At 70.4% G+C, this 20,511-nt stretch carries 18 protein-coding genes and 1 riboswitch; of the genes, 6 read left to right on the forward strand and 12 right to left on the reverse strand.

Annotation, left to right across the window (positions count from 1 at the left end):
- Window positions 1-10 precede the first annotated feature (10 nt).
- From cobT to ACQI46_RS19030, 4 genes are read right to left on the reverse strand one after another with little or no spacing between them, the layout of a single operon-like run.
- Complete coding sequence (gene cobT, locus ACQI46_RS19015) at window positions 11-1,123, reverse strand: nicotinate-nucleotide--dimethylbenzimidazole phosphoribosyltransferase (RefSeq protein WP_427095593.1); 1,113 nt, start codon at window positions 1,121-1,123, stop codon at window positions 11-13.
- Window positions 1,068-3,536, reverse strand: coding sequence for a cobyrinate a,c-diamide synthase (locus ACQI46_RS19020; protein WP_427095594.1), 2,469 nt, complete (start codon window positions 3,534-3,536; stop codon window positions 1,068-1,070). Before ACQI46_RS19020 ends, cobT begins: the two co-directional genes overlap by 56 nt.
- Window positions 3,530-4,144, reverse strand: a complete 615-nt coding sequence (cobO, locus tag ACQI46_RS19025) for a cob(I)yrinic acid a,c-diamide adenosyltransferase (RefSeq protein ID WP_427095595.1) — start codon at window positions 4,142-4,144, stop codon at window positions 3,530-3,532. The genes ACQI46_RS19020 and cobO overlap by 7 nt, the downstream gene beginning before the upstream one ends.
- Entirely contained in the window at window positions 4,144-6,162 is a 2,019-nt protein-coding gene (locus tag ACQI46_RS19030; protein WP_427095596.1) for a magnesium chelatase subunit D family protein, read from the reverse strand. The genes cobO and ACQI46_RS19030 overlap by 1 nt, the downstream gene beginning before the upstream one ends.
- A 27-nt stretch (window positions 6,163-6,189) precedes the next feature.
- A riboswitch (cobalamin riboswitch) is annotated at window positions 6,190-6,338 on the reverse strand.
- Between the two features lie 48 nt (window positions 6,339-6,386).
- Between ACQI46_RS19030 and cbiE the strand changes: the two genes are divergently transcribed.
- On the forward strand, window positions 6,387-7,631 hold the full coding sequence (cbiE, locus tag ACQI46_RS19035) for a precorrin-6y C5,15-methyltransferase (decarboxylating) subunit CbiE (RefSeq protein ID WP_427095597.1): 1,245 nt from the start codon (window positions 6,387-6,389) through the stop codon (window positions 7,629-7,631).
- Window positions 7,632-7,650: 19 nt separating this feature from the next.
- On the opposite strand, the gene bluB is transcribed toward cbiE, so the two are convergent.
- Genes bluB through ACQI46_RS19055 form a run of 4 tightly spaced genes read right to left on the reverse strand, consistent with a single transcriptional unit; the run spans window position 7,651 to window position 11,292 of the window.
- Window positions 7,651-8,301 carry a 5,6-dimethylbenzimidazole synthase gene (bluB, locus tag ACQI46_RS19040; protein ID WP_427095598.1) on the reverse strand — a complete coding sequence of 217 codons (651 nt, stop codon included), beginning with the start codon at window positions 8,299-8,301 and terminating at the stop codon, window positions 7,651-7,653.
- The gene (locus ACQI46_RS19045) at window positions 8,298-9,086 is read right to left on the reverse strand and encodes a cobalt-precorrin-4/precorrin-4 C(11)-methyltransferase (protein WP_427095599.1); all 789 of its coding nucleotides are present in this window, start codon (window positions 9,084-9,086) and stop codon (window positions 8,298-8,300) included. Before ACQI46_RS19045 ends, bluB begins: the two co-directional genes overlap by 4 nt.
- On the reverse strand, window positions 9,086-10,612 hold the full coding sequence (locus ACQI46_RS19050; RefSeq protein WP_427095792.1) for a precorrin-2 C(20)-methyltransferase: 1,527 nt from the start codon (window positions 10,610-10,612) through the stop codon (window positions 9,086-9,088). The genes ACQI46_RS19045 and ACQI46_RS19050 overlap by 1 nt, the downstream gene beginning before the upstream one ends.
- Window positions 10,612-11,292, reverse strand: a complete 681-nt coding sequence (locus tag ACQI46_RS19055; protein ID WP_427095600.1) for a precorrin-8X methylmutase — start codon at window positions 11,290-11,292, stop codon at window positions 10,612-10,614. The genes ACQI46_RS19050 and ACQI46_RS19055 overlap by 1 nt, the downstream gene beginning before the upstream one ends.
- A gap of 281 nt (window positions 11,293-11,573) precedes the next feature.
- Here ACQI46_RS19055 and ACQI46_RS19060 point away from each other — a divergent pair, with 281 nt between their 5' ends.
- Genes ACQI46_RS19060 through cobA form a run of 3 tightly spaced genes read left to right on the forward strand, consistent with a single transcriptional unit; the run spans window position 11,574 to window position 14,526 of the window.
- Window positions 11,574-12,755 (forward strand): acetyl-CoA C-acetyltransferase, encoded by a 1,182-nt coding sequence (locus ACQI46_RS19060; RefSeq protein WP_427095601.1) that lies wholly within the window; start codon window positions 11,574-11,576, stop codon window positions 12,753-12,755.
- A 2-nt stretch (window positions 12,756-12,757) separates the two neighbouring features.
- Entirely contained in the window at window positions 12,758-13,333 is a 576-nt protein-coding gene (locus ACQI46_RS19065) for a cob(I)yrinic acid a,c-diamide adenosyltransferase (RefSeq protein ID WP_427095602.1), read from the forward strand.
- Window positions 13,330-14,526, forward strand: a complete 1,197-nt coding sequence (cobA, locus tag ACQI46_RS19070) for a uroporphyrinogen-III C-methyltransferase (RefSeq protein WP_427095603.1) — start codon at window positions 13,330-13,332, stop codon at window positions 14,524-14,526. The genes ACQI46_RS19065 and cobA overlap by 4 nt, the downstream gene beginning before the upstream one ends.
- Before the next feature lie 9 nt (window positions 14,527-14,535).
- Here the strand turns inward: cobA and ACQI46_RS19075 are convergent, their stop codons facing one another.
- Together ACQI46_RS19075 and ACQI46_RS19080 are read right to left on the reverse strand one after the other, a co-directional pair.
- On the reverse strand, window positions 14,536-15,585 hold the full coding sequence (locus ACQI46_RS19075) for an enoyl-CoA hydratase/isomerase family protein (RefSeq protein WP_427095604.1): 1,050 nt from the start codon (window positions 15,583-15,585) through the stop codon (window positions 14,536-14,538).
- Between the two features lie 100 nt (window positions 15,586-15,685).
- Entirely contained in the window at window positions 15,686-17,083 is a 1,398-nt protein-coding gene (locus tag ACQI46_RS19080; protein ID WP_427095605.1) for an MFS transporter, read from the reverse strand.
- Window positions 17,084-17,281: 198 nt separating this feature from the next.
- On the opposite strand from ACQI46_RS19080, the gene ilvC reads away from it, so the two are divergent.
- The gene (gene ilvC / locus ACQI46_RS19085) at window positions 17,282-18,298 is read left to right on the forward strand and encodes a ketol-acid reductoisomerase (protein WP_427095793.1); all 1,017 of its coding nucleotides are present in this window, start codon (window positions 17,282-17,284) and stop codon (window positions 18,296-18,298) included.
- Window positions 18,298-18,741, forward strand: a complete 444-nt coding sequence (locus ACQI46_RS19090) for a hypothetical protein (RefSeq protein WP_427095606.1) — start codon at window positions 18,298-18,300, stop codon at window positions 18,739-18,741. Before ilvC ends, ACQI46_RS19090 begins: the two co-directional genes overlap by 1 nt.
- Here ACQI46_RS19090 and ACQI46_RS19095 read toward each other — a convergent pair.
- Window positions 18,725-19,561, reverse strand: a complete 837-nt coding sequence (locus tag ACQI46_RS19095) for a FadR/GntR family transcriptional regulator (protein WP_427095607.1) — start codon at window positions 19,559-19,561, stop codon at window positions 18,725-18,727. The genes ACQI46_RS19090 and ACQI46_RS19095 overlap by 17 nt on opposite strands.
- Before the next feature lie 70 nt (window positions 19,562-19,631).
- Window positions 19,632-20,507, reverse strand: a complete 876-nt coding sequence (locus ACQI46_RS19100; protein ID WP_427095608.1) for an energy-coupling factor ABC transporter ATP-binding protein — start codon at window positions 20,505-20,507, stop codon at window positions 19,632-19,634.
- Between the last annotated feature and the right edge of the window lie 4 nt (window positions 20,508-20,511).

A 20,511-nucleotide genomic window follows, 5' to 3' on the forward strand; every position in this document is an offset into this window, starting at 1 on the left:
AGCCGATCCGTCACTGCGGAAGGAGGTCGCGCAGCGACGCGGTGCGGGCGAGAATCGCCACGGCGCTGCGCAGAACCGGAACGGCCGCAACGGCTCCCGAGCCCTCGCCGAGGCGCATGCTCAAGTCCAGGACGGGCACCAGGCCCAGTTTGTCCAGCGCCAGGCTCTGCGCGGGCTCGGTGGAACGGTGCCCGGAGGCGAACCACGCCGCCGCACCCGGAGCCATGCGGTCCGCGGTCAGCGCGCACGCCACCGCCATCAGGCCGTCGAGCAGAGCCGGCACACCGCGCCGCGCGGCCGTCAACAGATAGCCCGTGGTCGCCGCGAGATCGGCGCTGCCCAATGCTGCCAGCGCGCCGACCGGATCCTCGCTGCGTGCGCCGGTCCGGGCCAGCGCGGCGTCGATGACCGCCGTCTTGTGCTGCAGCCCGGCGTCGCTGATCCCGCTGCCCCGGCCGACCACCTCGGTCGCCGGCATCCCCAGGGCGGCGGCCACCAAAGCCGCTGCGCTCGTGGTGTTGCCGATGCCGAGGTCGCCGCTGATGAGCAGTTGCGCACCCGCGTCGATCTCCTGCTCGGCCACCGCCGCGCCCGCCTCCAGCGCGGCGCGCACCTGCGCACCGGTCAGCGCGTCCTCCAGATGGATGGCGCCACTGGAGCGGCGAACCTTGTACGCCTGCAGGGCATCCCGGGTGCCGGACGGCAGATCGTCGAAGTCGTCGTCCACGCCGAGGTCGAGCACTCTGACGCTGACGCCGTGCGCGTCCGCCAACGCACAGACCCCCAGCTGGCCGTTGAGAGCGGCGCGCACGGTCGCGCCGGTGATCGTCGACGGGAAGGCCGACACGCCGTGCCCGGCGACGCCGTGATCCCCCGCGAAGATCACCAGTCGCACGTTGTCGAGCGCGATCGGTGGCACGGCGCCCTGGGTCGATGCGATCCACACCGCGAGCTCACCGAGGGTGCCGAGCGCACCCGGCGGAGTCGCCAGGCCGGCCAGCCGCTCGGCGGCCGCGGCTCTGACCGCCGCAGAGGGCGGCGGGACCGGTATCCGCAGTGACTCCAGGTCAGTACGAGGTGACGGCACGTTCGTCTCCCGGCACCCGAACTCGCTTGTCGCCATGGTCTTTCCCTCCGGGTCGGGGCAGTAGCCGGGCCAGTTCGTCGAGCAGCCGCTGCGTGGTCGCCGGTGCGCGGACCGCGATGCGGATCCACCCGTCGTCGAGGCCGGGAAAGGTGTCGGCCCGGCGCACCGCGATCTTGCGGTCGCGCAGCGCAGCGTGCACTCCGCGGCCGACGCGGGCCAGTACGAACGGTGCCCTGCCCGCGACGTACCGAACCCCCAGGTTCCCCAGCCCTTCGGTCAGATGCGCGCGCCACTGCTCCAACTCCGTTGCCCGGCAGTGGCTTTCAACACCGGCCGGCGCACCGGAACACGCCACCATCGCGGCCAGTGCCGGGGTGGACACCGCCCAGGGCGTCTGTCTGCGCGCCGCCTCCGTGATCAGCGAGGGGTCGCCGAGCAGGTAGCCGGCCCGGATGCCAGGGATCGACCAGTGCTTGGTCAGGCTCCGAATGACCAGCAACCCGGCCGATCGGTCACCGGTCAGCGTCTCGGGTTCGCCGGGCACCGCGTCCAGAAAGGCCTCGTCGACGAGGACGACGCGGCCGGGACGCAGCAGCCGGCGGATCGCCTCGGCGGGGTGCAGCACCCCGGTCGGGTTGGTGGGATTGCCGACGACCACGAGGTCGGCGTCGTCGGGCACCGCCTCGGGGTGCAGGCGGAAGCCGTCGTCGGGACGGCACAACACCGTGGTGACGATGTGCCCGGCGTCGGTCAACGCGTTGTGCGGCTCGGTGAACTGCGGGTGCACGACCACCGGGCGTCGCCAGCGGCGCAGATCGGCGACGAGGCGGAACGCCTCCGCCGCCCCCGCGGTCGGCAACACCTCCTGCGCGGGCCGCCCGTGCCGTGCGGCCAGCGCCGCGCGGGCCTCGGTGGGGTCGGGATAGGCGCCGGCGTCGTCGAGGGCGGCACGCAGCGCGGTATCCAGCCACTCCGGCCGCGGACCCGGGTACACGTTGACCGCGAAGTCGAGCAGATCGGGACCGGTTTCGGCGTCGCCGTGGTGGCGCAGCAGATCCGCCGGTGCGTGCACCGAGCCGGCCCGACGGTGCACCGCATCGGCGAAGCGCTGAGCCAGCTGAGGGTGACCGGCCCAGTGCACGTGCAGATACGACGCGTGCAGGGCGGGCCCGGCGAAGCCGTCCGCTGCGGCGGGCAGCAGCCAGGCCGGCGCGTAGTCGTCGGCGCCACCCATCCCGCCCGCAGGCGGCGTCACCCGGGTGCGGTGGAATTCGTGGCCGGTGACCTCCTCGCCACGGCGCCCCAGCAGCGAGTCGGCGGGCGCGGCGGCCGTTCGGTAACCGAGCGTCAGCCTCGCGGTCATCGCCGCCGCGGCGTCGACCGCGCCGACGGCCGCGGTGTCGTCGAGCGTGCGGCACAGATACGCCAGACCGGCGCACTCGGCCACCGTCGGCACACCCGAGGCGATCGCCGCGCGCAACTCGGCCACCAGCGGCGCATTGCCGGCCAGCGCGGCTGCGTGAACCTCGGGGAACCCGCCGCCGAGATAGATCCCCGCTGTGCCGGGCGGAAGCGCCGCGTCGGTGAGCGGATCGAAGTCCACCACGCTGCAGCCCGCCGCGCGCAGCAACTCCTCGACCTCCGCATAGCGGAAGGTGAAAGCCCGCCCGCCTGCCATCGCGACGACGGGGCGGGCCGGTGAAGGCGCCACGACTTCGGCGGCCGCGTCCCACGCCGACCCGTCCAGCGGCGGTGCCGTGGCGGCGATGGCTAGGACGGCGTCGAGGTCCACGTGGGCGGAGATGACCTGCGCCAACCGGTCGAGCGTCGCCGCCGATTCCACGCGCTCGCCGGCCGGTATGAGCCCCAGGTGCCGCGACGGCGTTTCCACCCCGGTGTCGCGCGGAAGTACCCCGAGAACCGGAATCCCGGTGCGGCCCAACGCCTCCCGGACCTCGTCGGCGTGCCGGTCGGTGCGGCACTTGTTCAGGATCACCCCGGCGATGCGCACGGCCGGGTCGAATCCGGCGAGGCCGGCGACCACCGCGGCGTGCGTGCGGGACGCATGGGAGATGTCCACGACGAGCACCACCGGAGTCGACGTCAACGCCGCGACGTGTGCCGTCGAGGACTCGCCGTCGGTTCCGAGCCTGCCGTCGAAGAGACCCATCACGCCCTCGATGACCGCGACGTCTGCGGACGCGGCCCCGTGGAGCAGCAGCGGCACGATCCGCTGCGCCCCCACCATGAACGGGTCGAGGTTGCGGCCCGGCCGGCCCGTGGCCATCGCGTGATAGCTCGGGTCGATGTAGTCCGGTCCGACCTTGTGACCCGACACCTGCATTCCCCTGGCGGCCAATGCCGCCATCAAGCCGGTGGCGACGGTGGTCTTACCGTGCCCCGACGCCGGTGCGGCGACGACGATCCGGGGGAGCGGCGTCGTCACCATTCGATGCCCCGCTGCCCCTTCTGGCCCGCGTCCATCGGATGCTTGACCTTCCCCATCTCGGTGACCAGATCGGCGATCTCGGTCAGCTGCGGGTGGGCCCGCCGGCCGGTGACCACGACGTGCTGGTGGCCGGGACGGTGCGCCAGCGTCTCCACGACGTCGTCGATGTCGACCCAGCCCCAATTGATCGGATAGGTGAACTCGTCGAGCACATACAGGTCGTGGGCCTCAGCGCTGAGCCGGCGCTTGATCTCGGCCCACCCTTCGACCGCCGCCGCGGCGTGGTCGGCCTCGCTGCCCGCCTTGCGGGTCCACGACCAGCCCGAGCCCATCTTGTGCCACTCGACGGGCCCACCCTCGCCGGTCTCGGCGTGCAGGGCGCCGAGCCGTTCCAGCACGGTCTGCTCGCCGATGCGCCATTTCGCGGACTTCACGAACTGGAACACCCCGATGCGGAAGCCCTGGTTCCACCCGCGCAGCGCCAGCCCGAACGCGGCGGTCGACTTCCCCTTGCCGTCGCCGGTGTTAACGATCAGCAGCGGCCGGTTGCGCCGTTGCCGGGTGGTGAGGCGGTCGTCGGGGATGGTCGCGGGCTGTCCCTGCGGCATCAGGCTGCTCCTTCTCGCGTGACGTCACGAACGATGTCGGTCAGCGCCTGAGCGCTCACCTGCGACAGTTGGACGTGGTCGGCGGCCAGGTACCCGGCCAGCGTGTGCGCCAGACCCATGCGCATCCGGCCGTTCTCGCAGTCGACGACGACCGCGGCGACGCCCTGGCGGGCCAGGTGAGCGGCGGCCTGCCGGGACCGGTTCACCGCGTCGGGCCCGGCGGTGGCGCGGCCGTCGGTGACGACGACGAGCAGCGGCCGCCGCCCCGGATCCCGCAGACGTTCACGCCGGACCACCTCGCCGGCCTCCAGCAGACCCTCCGCCAACGGAGTGCGCCCGCCGGCCGGCAGGTCGTCCAGCCGCCGCGCGGCGATGTCGACAGAACGCGTCGGAGGCAGTGCAAGGTCGGCGCCCCGGTCGCGGAACGTCACCACACCGACCCGGTCGCGCCGTCGGTACGCATCCAGCAGCAGGGACAGGATCGCCGTCTTCACCTGCCGCATCCGCTCCCGGGCGGCCATCGAACCGGACGTGTCGACGACGAAGAGCACGAGGTTGGCCTCTCGGCCTTCCCGCACCGCGCGGCGCAGGTCGCCGGACTCCAGAATGATGCGTCCGCCGCTGCGCCCCCGCGCATGCTGATGCGGGGCGGCCGATCGGACCGTCTCCACCAGGTGGATGCCCGTGCCCGCGGCCGCCGACGGCGTCGCGCCGACGCGTCGGCCCGTCGAGGTTCTGGCGCGGCTGCGGCGGCCGGCCTGACCGTCGCCCACCCCGTCGACGGTGAACAGCCTGGCCTGGAAGGGCTCGCCCGCACCGACCGGGGCCGGCACCTGCCCGCCTTTCTGTCCGTCTTCCTGTCCGCCGGTGTCGTCGCCGCGAGACGGCGGCGGAGCGCCGTCGCCGTCGGGCCGGTCGGCGCCGCCACCGCCACCATCGGGGCCTTCCGGATCGGTGTCGGGATCCGGTCCTGGCGACTCATCGGTGTCCGGTGGCAGCAGATCGTCGAGCTCGCCGTCGCTCAGCCCCGGCGCATCGAACGGATTGCGGCGGCGCCGGTGCGGCAACGCCAGCCGGGCGGCCACCCGCAGGTCTTCGGCGGTGATGTCGTTCCGGCCCTGCCACGCAGCGTGAGCCGCCGCTGTGCGGGCGGTGACGATGTCGGCGCGCATGCCGTCGACGCCGAACGCCGAACAGATCTCGGCGATCTTCAGCAGCACGTCGGAGGTCAGCTCGACGTCGGGCAGACGGGCCTGCGCCGTCTCGATCCGCACGCGCAGGCGCTGCTCGGCCTCGGCGTACCGCGCGCGGAAACCTTCCGGGTCGGCGTCGAACTCGAGCCGGCGGCGGACCACCTCGGCGCGTTGTGCGGGGTCCTGCGGGGCGGCGACCTCGACGGTGAGACCGAAGCGGTCGAGCAGCTGCGGCCGCAGTTCGCCTTCTTCGGGGTTCATCGTCCCGACGATGACGAACCGGGCGGCGTGAGTCACCGAGATGCCGTCGCGCTCCACGGTCAGCCGACCCATCGCCGCGGCGTCGAGCAGCAGGTCGACCAGGTGGTCGTGCAGCAGGTTCACCTCGTCGACGTACAAGATGCCGCGGTGCGCCTTGGCCAGCAGCCCCGGCTCGAAATGCACGGTGCCCTCACTGAGCGCCCGCTCCAGATGGATGGATCCGGCGACCCGGTCCTCGGTCGCGCCGACCGGCAGTTCCACCAGCCGCACCGGGCGGGTCTCCACCGCGGCGTCCGCTCCGAACGGGCCGTCCGGCGAAAGAGGTTGCGGCTCAGCGGGATCGGTGGAGAACCGGTCACCGGAAATCACCTGGATGTGCGGAAGCACCTCGGTGAGCGCACGCACCAGCGTCGACTTCGCGGTGCCTTTCTCGCCCCGCACCAGCACCCCGCCGATGCCGGGCGCGATGACGCTCAGCACCAGCGCGAGCGCCATGTCGTCGAGGCCTTCCGGCGCGTCGGGGTCGGCGCCGAGGACCGCGCAGAAGGGGTACAGATTCAGCATCAGAGGCTCCGCTCGAGATCGTGGACCGTCGTCGGCACACGCGAGGCCGGTCTTCGGACTGGCCGAGTCCCGTCCCCTGTGCGCCAGGAGGGGCTCGGACCACCGCAGCGGGCCTGTGCCGGACTCTCACCGGACTTCCCAGATTCTCCCCGGGAGCCGACCGTGCCGTTTCCGACGCGGGGGCACGCGGGGCACCTCGCGCCTGCCACGCTAGCATCACCGCCGTGTCGAAGGTCAGCAGCGACGGGACCATCGACCTGGATCCGCCCCACGAGGTGCGGCTGACCGTCGTGGGAATCGGCGCGGACGGCTGGACCGGGCTCGCCGAGGACGCCCGGTCGGTGGTGCGGAAGGCCGAGATCGTCCTCGGAGCGCCGCGCCAACTCGACTTGCTCCCACCGGCTCCGGAGCAGAACCGCGTGCCCTGGCCGACGCCGCTGCGGGACGGACTGCCCGCCCTGCTCGAGGAGTGCCGTGGTCGCCGCGTCGTCGCGCTGGCCTCCGGGGACCCCATGGTCAGCGGCATCGGCACCACGCTGATCGACCTCCTCGGCGCCGACCGGGTGACCGTGATCCCGCAGGTGTCCTCGGTGGCGCTGGCCCGTGCCCGGCTCGGGTGGTCGGCTGAGTCGACCGCCGTGATCAGCGTGGTGGGACGCGACGTCCACGCGGTGCTGCGTGAGCTCGCGCCGGGTCGCCGGGTCCTGGTGCTGTCTTCCGACGAGACGACACCCGCACAGCTGGCGGCGCTGCTGGTGGCGCGCGGCTACGGCGCCAGCCGCATGGTGGTGCTCGGCGATCTGGGCAGCCCGGCCGAGACCCGTGTGGACACGACGGCCGAGGAGTTCGCCGGTGACGCACCGCGATTGAACATCGTGGCGCTGGAGCTGGCCGGCCCACTGACGGCAGGATGGGCCACCGGTCTGCCCGACGACGCGTTCGAACATGATGGGCAGCTGACGAAACGGGACCTGCGCGCCGCGGCGCTGTCCCGCCTGATGCCCGCGCCGGGCCAGTTGCTCTGGGACATCGGTGCGGGCGCCGGTTCGGTCGGCATCGAGTGGATGCGCGCGCACCCGACGTGCCGCACCGTGGCCGTCGAGGCCGACGCGGCGCGGGCCGATCGGATCGGCCGCAACGCAAGGACTTTGGGCGTGCCGGCACTGCGGGTCGTGCACGCCCGCGCGCCCGAGGCGCTGACCGGGCTGCCGGCGCCGGACGCGGTGTTCATCGGCGGTGGCGGCACCCGCGCCGGTGTGCTCGAGGCGTGCCTGCAGGCGCTGCGGCCGGGGGGCCGGCTCGTCGCCCACGGCGTCACCGTCGAAACCGAGGTGTTGCTGGCCGATGCCTACCGCCGGCACGGAGGCGAACTCACCCGTCTGCATGTGGAGCGCGCCGCACCCGTGGGGTCCTTCACCGGCTGGACGCCGGGCCGTGCGGTCACCCAATGGGCGTGGACCCGGGAGTGAGGTCATCGTCGCCGGCCTTTCAGCGCGCGGTGTAGCGCTCCTCGTGCACCACGGTATGCAGCGGGCAGCGGTCGCGCCAGCCGTGGTGCTCGAGGTCGGGGATATCGGGCAGACCAGCTACGTGTCCGACGCACAGCCAGGCCACCGGTCGCACATGGTCGGGCATGCACAGCAGCGAGCGCAGGAACTCCTCGCGGTAGAACGACACCCAGCCGACGCCGAGTCCCTCCGCCGTCGCGGCCAGCCACAGGTTCTGGATTGCGCACACGACCGAGTACAGGCCGGCATCGTCGATCGCGTGGCGGCCGAGGACCTGCCGGCCACCCCGGGCCGGGTCGTAGCCCACCACGATGCCCAGCCCCGACTCGCAGATCCCTTCGATCTTGATGCGGGAGAAGGTGTCTGCCCGCTCACCGGTCAACGTCGAGGCGAAGATCTCGCGTTCGGCGGCGACGTGGTCGCGGAAGGCGGTCAGCGTGTCCGGTGACCGCACCAGGATGAAATCCCACGGCTGCGACATCCCCACCGACGGTGCGGCGTGCGCGGCCGAGAGCACCCGCTCGAGGACGTCGGGCGCGACCGGGGCCCCGGTGAACTCGCGCCGGGTGTCGCGGCGCCGGTAGATGACTTCGTAGAGGGCCGCCAGGTCCGGAGCGGCGCTGACACTCATCCGCGACCACCGACCAGGTTGCCCGACCGGTCCCGCGCAGGGTCGTAGAGGTAGCTCTCACCGGCCTGGTCATCGGGCCGCTCGGCCAGCGCGCGGCCGACGAGAATGACTGCGGCCTGGCGCAATTCGGCTTTCTCCACCTGGTCGGCGATGTCGGCGACGGTGCCGCGCAGCACCAGTTCCGCCGGCTGCGACGCGCGATAGACGACCACGACGGGGCAGTCGGGCCCGTACGACGGGATGAGTTCGGCCATCAGTGTGCGGATGCGGGTGATGGCCAGATGCAGCACCAGGGTCGCCCGCGTGGCGGCGAACGCGGACAGCGATTCGGTCTCCGGCATCACCGTGGACCGCTGCTGCGTTCTGGTGAGCACCACCGACTGGGCGACCAGGGGGACGGTCAGCTCGCGGCCGACCCGGGCGGCCGCGGCGGCATACGCGGGCACGCCCGGCGTGACCGACCAGGGCACCCCGGCGGCGTCGAGGCGCCGGCCCTGCTCTGACACCGCGCTGTAGATCGTCGGATCGCCGGACACCAGACGCACCACCTGTAGACCGGCCTGCGCGGCGGTGACGATGCGGGCGACGATGGCGTCCAGGTCCAGATCCTGGGTGTCGACCAATTCGGCTGTCCGAGAACAGTTCTGCAGGACGACCGGGTCCAGATAGGTGCCCGGGAAGAGGACCACGTCGGCCTCCCCGAGCAACCGGGCCGCGCGCAGGGTGAGAAGGTCGGGGGCACCCGGACCGGCGCCGACGAACCGCACGGTGGTCGCTGTCGGCATCACTGCACCCACCGTGGTGTCCAGACCCGCCCGGTCGGCGTGACTCGGGTCGCCGTGGCGCCGACGAGCAGCAGACATTTCATGTCGATGGTGTCGGTGTCGAGGTCGCCCAGTGTGGTGACGTGCAGCGATTCCTCGGCGCGGCCGACGTCCCGGCCGACGACGACGACGGTGTCGGCGCAACGGTGTTCGAGGAGGACCTTGCGTGCGACGGCAATCTGGTCGGGCCGCGACCGCGACGCCGGGTTGTAGATGGCCAGCACGAGGTCGGCTTCGGCGATCGCCCGCAACCGGGTCTCGATCACCGACCACGGCTTGAGCCGATCGGAGAGGCTGACCACGGCGAAGTCGGCGCCGATGGGCGCGCCGGCGCGAGCGGCAACGGCCTGCACCGCCGACACCCCGGGCAGCACCCGCACCGGCACGTGGGCATACCGGTCATCCTCGGCGGCCTCGAAAACCGCTGCGGCCATGCCGAATACACCGGCATCGCCGCCGGAGACGACGGCCACCCGCTCGCCGCGCGCGGCGAGGTCCAGGGCGAAGCGGGCGCGGTCGACCTCGACGGTGTTGCCCGACGCGTGGCGCTGCAGTCCTTCCCGTTGCGGAACGCGGGCGACGTAGGGTCCGTACCCGACGACGTGCTCGACGTCGGCGAGTGCCGCCGCCGCCTCGGGCGTGAGCCACCCGTCGGGCCCCGGCCCCAGCCCGACCACCAGGACCTCGGCGGTGTTCGCGGCGGGCGCGGGAGTCGGAATCTGCTGCCGCTCAACGGGTGTACGGCTGCGCAGTCCGTTCAGCGAGTCGCCGTTGACCACGATGAGCGACAGGTAGGGCACCGACGTCTCGTCGACGTCGGCGACGGGCATCCAGCGCTGCCGGGGGTGGCTCGCCCGCTCGACGTAGAGCGCGTGTCCGAGGCGGCCGGACGCGGCAAGCGCCCGGCGCACCGCGGGAAAGGTCCGGCCCAGCTTCATGATGATGGCGCCGTCGGTGTCGGCCAGTCGGCGCGCCAGTTCCGATTCCGGAAGCGTTCCGGGCAGTACGGTCAGTACGTCGGTCTGCCGGACCAGCGGTGCGGCGGTGGCCGCGGTGGCCGCGGCGAAGGCCGGCAGGCCCGGAACGACCTCCGTCGGATAACGATCGCTGAGGCGGTCGTGCATGTACATGTACGAGCCGTAGAAGAGCGGGTCGCCCTCGGCCAGCAGGGCCACGGTGCGGCCGGCATCGAGATGCGCCGAGATCCGGGCCGCCGACTCCTCGTAGAAATCGGCGAGTGCGCCGGCGTACCCGCCTGGATGGTCGGTACTGCCCGTGGTCACCGGGTAGCGCAGCTCTTCTTCGAGGACGCCGTCGGCGATGAGGTCGGCGGCGATGGTCCGCGCGTAGGACTGCTTGTTGACCCCGGCGTGGTAGGCGACCACGTCGGCCTCACGGATGATCCGGGCCGCCTTCAGCGTGATCAGCTCCGGATCCCCGGGGCCCAGCCCGACCCCGTAGAACCGTCCGAGTGCTGCGCCGTGCATCATTCCGCCTCCGAAGCCAGTGCGTTGAGGGCCGAGGAGGTGATGGCAGAACCACCGCGCCGTCCGCGGATCGTGACGTAGGGGATGTCTATTCCGTGATCGCTCGCGAACGCGATCAGGGCGGCTTTCGATTCGGCGGCACCGATGAACCCGACGGGGCAGCCGATGATCGCAGCGGGACGCGGGGCGCCGTCGACGAGCATCTCCAGCAGGTGGAACAGTGCGGTCGGCGCATTGCCGATCGCCACCACCGCGCCGTCCAGCAGCGGCTCCCACAGGGAAAGGGCCGCCGCGGTGCGGGTGGTGCCCCAGTCGCGGGCCAGGGCCGGAACCCGGTCGTCGTGCAGGTAGCAGTGGACGTCGTTGTCGGCCGGTAGTCGTCCGGCGGTGATCCCGGTGGCCACCATGCGTGCGTCGCAGAGGATGGGCGCACCCGCGTTCAGTGCTTTCCTCGCGGCACCCACCAGATCGGGATGAATGACGAGGTCTCTGACCAGATCCGTCTGGCCGGTGCCGTGGATCATCCGGACCGCGAGTTTCTCCGCGTCGGCGGGAATCGTGGACAGGTCGGCCTCGCGGCGGATGGTGGCGAACGAATCGACGTAGATCGCCGGACCGTCGTCGATGTAGTCGTAGCGCTTGGTCGGACGCGTCATCTCGCGAATTTCCGGGCCGGTCATGGTGTTGCCTCCGAGGTGTCTGGAATCAGGGTGCCGTGCCAGGGGGCCGCGACGAACGGGGGGTCGGCCCGCCATGGGCACAGCACGCCTGGACACTGATCGAACCGTGTGCGTCCCGGCGACGTGTCACCGGCCATGTCGACCCCCACTCTGTTGCGCAGATCACCACACCCTACCTATGGTAGAACCACGCTATGGTCAACCGCGATCGCGCCACTATCTCATAGAACGCCCACAGTCTGATCGACCTGGTCAGATACCTCGAAACCCTGGAGGTCGTCATGACGACATCGGTCATCGTGGCCGGAGCCCGCACACCGATCGGGAAGCTCTCCGGTTCACTCAAGGACTTCTCGGGAAGCGACCTCGGCGCGATCGCGATCAAGGCAGCGTTGCAGCGGGCCGGCGTGCCCACCGAGGCGGTCCAGTACGTGATCATGGGCCAGGTCCTCACCGCCGGGGCAGGGCAGATGCCCGCTCGCCAGTCGGCGGTCGGGGCCGGGATCGGATGGGATGTCCCCGCGCTGTCGATCAACAAGATGTGCCTGTCAGGACTGGACGCCATCGCGTTGGCAGACCAGCTGATCAGGGCCGGTGAATTCGATGTGGTGGTTGCCGGTGGGCAGGAATCCATGACCCAGGCTCCACATCTGCTGATGAACAGCCGCGCGGGCTACAAGTACGGCCACGTCACGGTGCTGGACCACATGGCCTACGACGGGCTGCATGATGTGTTCACCGATCAGCCGATGGGCGCCCTGACCGAGCAGCGCAACGACATCGACAGGTTCACCCGCGCCGAGCAGGACGAGTACGCCGCGGAGTCTCACCGCCGTGCGGCCGCCGCGTGGAAGGACGGGGTGTTCGCCGAAGAGGTGGTGCCCGTGGCGGTCCCGCAGCGGAAAGGCGATTCACTCGAATTCAGCCAGGACGAGGGGATCCGCGTGAACACCAGCGCTGAGTCCCTGGCCGCACTGAAGCCCGCGTTCCGTCGGGACGGCACCATCACCGCGGGTTCGGCGTCGCAGATCTCCGACGGCGCCTGCGCGGTGGTGGTGATGAACAAGGCCACCGCCGAGCAGATGGGTCTGACGTGGCTGTGCGAGATCGGTGCCCACGGCGTGGTCGCCGGACCGGACTCCACCCTGCAGTCGCAGCCGGCGAACGCGACCAGGGCGGCGCTGGCCAAGGAGGGGATCACGGTCGACGACCTCGACGTCGTCGAGTTCAACGAGGCGTTCGCCGCCGTGGCGCTGGCGTCGGCTCGGGAACTCGGCATCGATCCCGCCCGGGTCAACCTCAACGGCGGCGCCATCGCCTTCGGTCACCCCATCGGCATGTCCGGCGCCCGCATCACCCTGCACGTCGCACTGGAACTGGCTCGCCGCGGTTCCGGCTACGGCGTGGCGGCGCTGTGTGGCGCCGGCGGTCAAGGTGACGCCCTGATCCTGCGGAGGCCCTGAGCATGGTCAACCTCACCCGGATCTACACCCGTACCGGCGACGGTGGCACCACCCGCCTCGGTGACATGAGCGAGACGTCCAAGCTCGACCCCCGTCTCGAGGCGTACGCCACCGTCGACGAGACGAACGCCCACATCGGCGTGGCGCTGAGTGTCGCCGAGATCAACGACTCGGTGGCCACCGTCCTGCTGCACATCCAGAACGATCTGTTCGACGTCGGCGCGGACCTGAGCACACCGGTGGTGCCGGACCCGAAGCACCCGCCGCTGCGGGTGACACAGGCCTACATCGACCGGTTGGAGAAGTGGTGCGATGGCTACAACGACGAGCTCGAGCCGCTACGGTCATTCGTCCTCAACGGCGGGTCTCCGGCCGCCGCACATCTGCACGTTGCGCGCACGGTCGCCCGTCGCGCCGAACGCGAGGCGTGGCGGGCCTATCAGGAGTACGCGGACTCGATGAACAAGCTCACCATCACCTATCTCAACCGGCTCTCGGACCTGCTGTTCATTCTCGCGCGGTACAGCAACCGCGAGCACGGGGACGTGCTGTGGGTGCCGGGCGGAGCGCGCCTGTGAGCCGCCCGACCCTGACCGGTCTGTGTGCCGAACCCGCGGCCCCGGCACCGCAGCGTGGCTACGCTGCGCGGATCGACATGGTCGGGCGCGCTGCGGTCGTATTCGGCGGCGGCGGGGCGGCGGTCCGTCACGTGGCTGCGCTGCTGCACGCGGAGGCGTCGGTGACCGTGGTCCACCCCGACGCGGACGCCACCATCGAGGATCTGGCTGCCCGGGGGCTCATCGACTGGCGCCGACGCGATTTCCTCGACAGCGACCTCGATGACATGTGGCTGGCGGTGGCCGCCACCGAACGGTCCGACGTCGACCGCAGCATCGCCGGTGCCTGCGAAGACCGACGGGTGTGGTGTATCCGGGAACCGGAGGCGGAACAACGCCGGGATTCCGGGCGCGGTCACGTGACGCTGGTCGGCGGCGGGCCCGGTGACCCCGGCCTGCTGACGGTCGCCGGGCTGGAGGCCTTGCGTGCCGCCGATGTGGTGGTGACCGATCGGCTCGCCCCCGTGTCGGTGCTCGCCGAACTCGGCCCCGCGGTCGAGGTCATCGACGTCGGCAAGATCCCGTTCGGGAAGGCCACCCCGCAGCACCGGATCAACGAGATCCTGATCGACCATGCGCGGGCAGGCCGGGCCGTGGTCCGGCTCAAGGGCGGGGACAGCTTCCTGTTCGGCCGCGGAGGCGAAGAGCTGATCGCCTGTGCCGCTGCCGGGGTGCCGGTGTCGGTCATCCCCGGCGTCACGTCGGCGCTGGCGGTCCCGGCGTGCGCGGGGATTCCCGTGACGCACCGCGGAGTGACCCAGGGCGTCACCGTGGTGTCGGGTCACGTCGCCCCGGACGATCCGGCCTCGACCGTGGACTACGCGGCCCTGGCCGGCGCCGGAACGACGCTGGTGTTCCTGATGGCGGTCACCACACTGCCGGCCATCACCGCGAGCTTGATCGCGCACGGCCTGTCGCCCGACACACCCGCGGTCACGGTCGCGGACGGCACACTCGCGCAGCAGCGCGTGGTGCGGGCGACCGTCGCGACGATCGCCGAAGCCGTGCAGGCCGCCGGCATCAAACCCCCGGCCATCACGGTGATCGGAGCCGTCGCCGGCTTCGGCGCCGACGACACCGCGCCCAGCGGCGTCGCGGCACCCGCACAACGCACCCGATCGCTGGCGGCCGCGCGGCCGGTGGCCGCCCGATAGCGTCGAGGGCTACCAGTCGCGCACCTGCAGCGGGGTGCCGATGCGGGCGAAGAAGCTCGCCACCGCATCCGCTGAGACCTGACCCAGTGTCGAGGGACGCCACCGGGGAGCGCGGTCCTTGTCCACCACGCGCGCGCGGATGCCCTCGATCAGGTCGGGATGACGCGCACAGTGCTGTCCCACCCGCAGGTCCTGGTCGAGGCACTCGGCCAGATCCGCCATGTCGGCGGCCCGGCGCAGCGCCTCGAACGTCACGCTGAGCGCGGTGGGGGAAGCGCTGTTCAACGCGGTACGAGAACGGTCCGCCACCTCCGAATCTGCGGACTCGGCAGCGGCGGCGATCGCGGCCACCGAGGATTTTCCGAAGATGTCGTCGATGGCCGTGCGCTGGTCGGCAACCCACGACGGCGGTCGGCCGTCGAAGTCGCCCAGCGCCTCGGCAGCCGGAACGTGCTGCAGCCGCTCGGTCAGTTCCTCGATCCGCTCGTCCGGCACGTAGTGATCGGCGAGGCCCATGTAGAGCGCGTCTCCCGCGGTCAGATGTGCGGCGGTGAGGGCGGCGTACGTCCCGGTGCGCCCCGGTGCACGGGAGAAGAGCCACAGGCCGCCGACGTCGGGCGAGAGCCCGATGAGCACTTCGGGCATACCCATGCGGGTGGAGTCGGTGACGACGCGGTGCCGGGCGTGCGACGCCAATCCCATACCTCCGCCCAGGGTCAGGCCGTGGGCGATCGAGACCACCGGCTTGGGGCAGGTGGCGATCAGGTGATCGAGGCGGTACTCGGCAGCCCAGAAGTCGGCGAGCCCCTCCAGGTCGCCGGACACGATCATGGTGCGGACGCGCTTGATGTCGCCGCCGGCGCAGAATCCGCGCTCACCTTCTCCGCGGATCGCGATCGTGGCGACCGCCGGGTCGGCCACCGCCGCCTCGAGCAGCACGGTGAGCGAGTCGATCTCCTCCGGACCGATCGCGTTGATAGCAGCCGGTTTTTGCAGCGTGAGGGTGGCCAGCCGTCCCGCGACGGTCAACGAGGGCCTGGGGGAGATGTCCGTGGTCATCGAGAGTCCTTTCAGGATCGACGAGGCGAAATCCGGTGACACAACGCGGCACCGCCAGTGAGCAGAAGCTCACCGGCGGTGCCTGCGTGGTCGAACGGCCTCAGGAGGTGACGCTCCGCCCGGAAGGCACGTCCGTGTCCGCTTCCAGGTCGTTGTTCTTGGTCTCCGGCAGGGCCAGCACGCACAGCAAGCTGACTGCAGACAGGCCGGCCAGCAGCACGCCCACCCAGATGCTCGAGTAGTTCGCCACGATCTGAGCCGCGAGGATCGGCGGGATCGCGCCGCCGATGATGCCGCCGAGGTTGTAGCTCAAGCCGGCACCGGTGTAGCGGAACCGCGATTGGAACATCTCCGGCAGAAGCGCGCCCGCAGGTCCGTTGGCGACCCCGTAGAGGGCCAACGTCACGGTCACGCCGATCAGGAAGGCGAACGCCGAGCCGGTGTCCAGCAACGGGAACAGCACCAGCGACCAGATCACCGCGCCGCCGTACGCGACCGCGATGACCCGCTTGCGTCCCACCTTGTCGGAGATGATGGCGGCCACCGCGGTCACGATCCCGAGAACGACCGCGGCGATCATGCCGAAACCGAGGATCATCGTGCGGGTGAAGTTCAGTGACGACATTCCGTAGCTGGTCAGGAAGGTGCTCCCGGTGTAGAACATCGAGAACACCGTCGACATCGCCAGGCCGGAGATCAGGATCTGGCGCCACTGCTTCTTGAAGGCCTCGGCGAACGGGAGCTTGGCCGGTGCGGTGGCGTCGGCGCGGCTTTCCAGGTGCTTCTTGAACACGGGTGTCTCGGCGATCGACAGCCGGATCCAGAGCCCGACGATCACGAGCAGCAGCGAAGCGATGAACGGGAACCGCCAGCCGTATTCGAGGAACGCCCCACTGGTCGCTCCGACGGTGATGGACACGACGAAGAAGGTGCCGCTGGCGAGGAAGAAGGCGCACGCGGGCCCCAGTTGTGGGTAGATGGCCATCCGCCCGCGTTGGTGTTTCGGTGCGTACTCGGCCGTCAGCAGTGTCGCGCCGGCCCATTCGCCGCCCATGGCCAGACCCTGCAGGAAGCGCATGGTCACCAGCAGGACGGGCGCCCAGATCCCGATGCCGTTCTCCAGGACGCCGAAGACTCCGCTGTTGTAGCCGGGGAAGAACCCGATCGCGACGGTCGACAGACCCATCATCAACAGGGTCCAGACCAGGGTCCGCTTGCGGCCGATCTTGTCCCCGAAGTGCCCGAACACGATCGAGCCCACGGGGCGGGCGAAGAACGCGACGCCGAAGGTGGCGAAGGACGCGATCGTGCCCATCGCCGGACTGCTCTCGGGGAAGAACACGGCGGGGAACACCAGCGCGGCGGCCGTGCCGTAGACGAAGAAGTCGTAGTACTCGATGGTCGTCCCGATGAGGCTCGCGGCGCCGACTTTGCGGAGGCCGCGACGCTGCGCGGCACCGTCCTGCACGGGTTGCACAGTCGCGCTCTGTGGATGCATATAAGTCTCCAATGGTGGGCGGATCTCAATATGGTCCTACCACAATTGTGGTCTGTGCCACAAGCATGCGTGAGCAGTTGTGCCAGACACAAGCCCACATTGACGTGCGCGAACACCAACATGTATGGTCCGACCACATACTGGTCGTCCAAGTGGCGGCTTGATCCGAGCAGTGGGAGATGTGCCGTGCCAGCCGAGATGTTCTACGACGATGACGCCGATCTGTCCCTGATCCAGGGCAAGCGGGTAGCCGTGATCGGCTACGGCAGCCAGGGGCACGCGCAAGCACTGTCGCTGCGGGACAGCGGTGTCGACGTTCGGATCGGTCTGCAACCCGGCTCGAAGAGTCGCGCGGCCGCCGAGGAGCAGGGTCTGCGGGTCGTCTCGCCCGCCGAAGCGGCCGCGGAGGCCGATGTCGTGGTCATCCTCGTCCCGGATCAGCATCAGCGCACGCTGTACGCCGAGGAAATCGCCCCGGCACTGACCGCCGGCAACGCGCTGGTCTTCAGCCACGGATTCAACATCCGGTTCGGCTACATCTCGCCGCCAGAAGACGTCGACGTCTTCATGGTCGCCCCGAAGGGACCCGGACACCTTGTCCGCCGCGAATACGAGAACGGCCGCGGCGTGCCGGTGCTCGTGGCAGTGGAGCAGGATCCTTCCGGCAACGCGTGGCCGCTGGCGCTGTCCTACGCCAAGGCGCTCGGTGGACTGCGCGCCGGTGGAATCAAGACAACGTTCGCCGAGGAGACCGAGACCGATCTGTTCGGCGAGCAGTCGGTGCTGTGCGGTGGCGCGTCGCAGCTGGTGATGTACGGCTTCGAGACGCTCATCGAGGCCGGCTACCAACCGGAGGTCGCCTACTTCGAGTGCCTGCACGAACTGAAGCTGATCGTGGACCTCATGTACGAGGGTGGCATCGCCAAGCAGCGCTGGTCCTGCTCGGACACCGCCGAATTCGGCGATTACGTGTCGGGACCCCGCGTGATCACCCCGGATGTCAAAGAGAACATGAAAGCGGTGCTGGCCGACATCGTCGACGGGACCTTCGCCAAGCGGTTCATCGACGACCAGGACAGCGGGGCCGCCGAGTTCCGGTCGCTCCGCGAGCGCGGTGAGCAGCATCCGATCGAGAGCACCGGCCGTGATCTGCGGAAGCTGATGAGCTGGATCCAGCAGGATCCCGACTACACGGGCACCGCAGCGCGCGTCTGATGACCGTGGTCGTGACGCCGAAGCTGATCGTCGCCGCGGACGCACCGTGGAGTGGGGAGCTCTATTGCACGCGCCCGGGCCGGGAGCGGATCGGCTTCAGCTCGGTCGAATCCTTCTGTGCCGCAGTACTCGCCGTCACAGGGTGGCCACTGAGGGCGCAGGCCGACCCGGCTGAGGCCGAACATGCGGACCGGGCAGCGCCCAGGCGGCCGCGGGTGCGACGCGATCAGAGATCTGCCGCCCGCAAGTTCATCGTTACCGCGAGTCGCTCGTGGACGGGCGAGATATACCGCACCACACCGGGTATGGGCCATCTCCACTTCGGCACATTCGAACAGTTCCTACGTGCGGTCATGGACATCACCGGATGGTCGCTGGACCACCGCGGATACGGTGAACGCGCCTATGCCACTTCGCGTTCCGGCCTCAGCCGGCCCGCTTGAGATTCAGCTCCACTGCGCCGCAGTCGTTCTGGACCAGGGTTCCGGTCACCAGCGCCGCGGCTGCCTCGCCATCGCCGGCGGCGATGGCATCGACGACGAGCGCGTAGTCACATGCGGACGGGGACGTCTGAGTCAAGGCATCGTTCGTCCGGTGGAAACCTGTTGCACACTGGCTGTTTTCGACGTCGGCCAGCGCCTTCGACAGCATGACGGCCAGCGCGTTGTCCGATGTCCTTGCCAAACGCGCGTGGAAGTCGCATTCGAGCTCGGCGAAGTCCGCATGCGTCGGCGCATCACGCATCCGCTCGGCCAGCGACCGCAGCACGGCGATGTCCTCGCCGGTCGCCGAGGCGGCCGCCTTGCGGGCCGCCAACTGCGCCATCGTCTGGCGGCACTGGAGCAGATCGTCACGGCTGAATGAGGCCACCTGCAGGTGTAGACGCAGCACCGTGGCCATCCCCGTGGCGCTGTCCCTGACGATCACCGAGCCGGCGCCGGGACCCGAACCGGTGCCCGCCTCGACGACCCCGACCGCTTCGAGGATGCGCAGCGCCTCGCGAACCGCACCTCTGCTGATCCCCAACGCTTCGGCGAACTGGCGCTCCGGGGGCAGGCGGTCACCGGCGCGCAAATGCCCCGTCAGCAACCGGTTCTCGATCTCGGCGATCACTTGCTCGTGGGTGCGGATGCGCGCCAACGGCTTCCACTGCACCGCATGTCCGATGTCGGCTGTCGCCATGATGACCTCCCGCAGGGATTCGGCGTCCCTGAGTCCGTGGATGTGACTGCGGGCCTTCAGGTCTGACTTCACCCCCGCCACGAACGGGAGTGTCACAGTAGCGCGACTGTGCTGGAATTCCACCAGCTTCATCGGGCCCGCTGTGACGAGTCTAGGGCATGGCGCCGTTTGCCGGAACCGCACCGCGTCGCGCGGCGACGGCGGATCTGAGCGCGGCGCGGAGCTGCTCGGGCGTCGTGGGAGCGACATCCGGCGGCAGGATGCCGTCGAGCACCAGATCGCGGGCCAGCGTGGTCAACCACGGAGGCTTCAACTGCGCATCCCGCAGGAGTCCGGTGTCGGAGAAGATGGTCGACGGTCGGTCCTGGCGAGTCGACCCGGCACTGATCACCGCGACCGAATCGGCCCACTCGAGGGCCAGTGCGGTGTCGTGGGTCGACAATGCGACGGTGGTGTCGGCGCGCTCGAGTTCGGCCAGGGTGTCGAACAGCGCGTCGACCCCCGCCGGATCGATCCCGGCCGTCGGCTCGTCGAGCAGCAGCACACACGGCCGCATCGCGACCGCTCCGGCGATGGCGACCCGTTTACGTTGACCGAACGACAACTGATGCGTCGGGCGGTTGCGCAGATCGGCGATGTGCAGCAGGTCGAGCGCGCGATCGACCCGTTCCCTGACCTCGGTGGCCGACAGACCGAGGTTCACCGGACCATACGCAACGTCTTCTGCGACATCGGCGGAGAACAACTGGTCGTCCGGGTCCTGGAAAACCAGCTGGACCGCTTGGCGATGGGCGCGCAGACCGCGTCGGGACCAGTCGATCGGCCGGCCGTCCAGGCTGATCTCCCCGGCATTCGGGCGCAGGGTGCCGGCCAGACACTGCAGCAGCGTGCTCTTGCCCGAACCGTTGGCGCCCAGCAGCGCAACGCGTGAACCGGGTGCCACGTCGAGGTCCGCGCCGCGGAGCACCTCGAAGCCGCGCTCGTAGCCGAAGTGCAGGTCCGACCCGGACAGGTGCCGATGACTCACCGTC

It is taken from the genome of Mycobacterium sp. SMC-4 (assembly GCF_050205565.1).
Taxonomy (GTDB): domain Bacteria; phylum Actinomycetota; class Actinomycetes; order Mycobacteriales; family Mycobacteriaceae; genus Mycobacterium.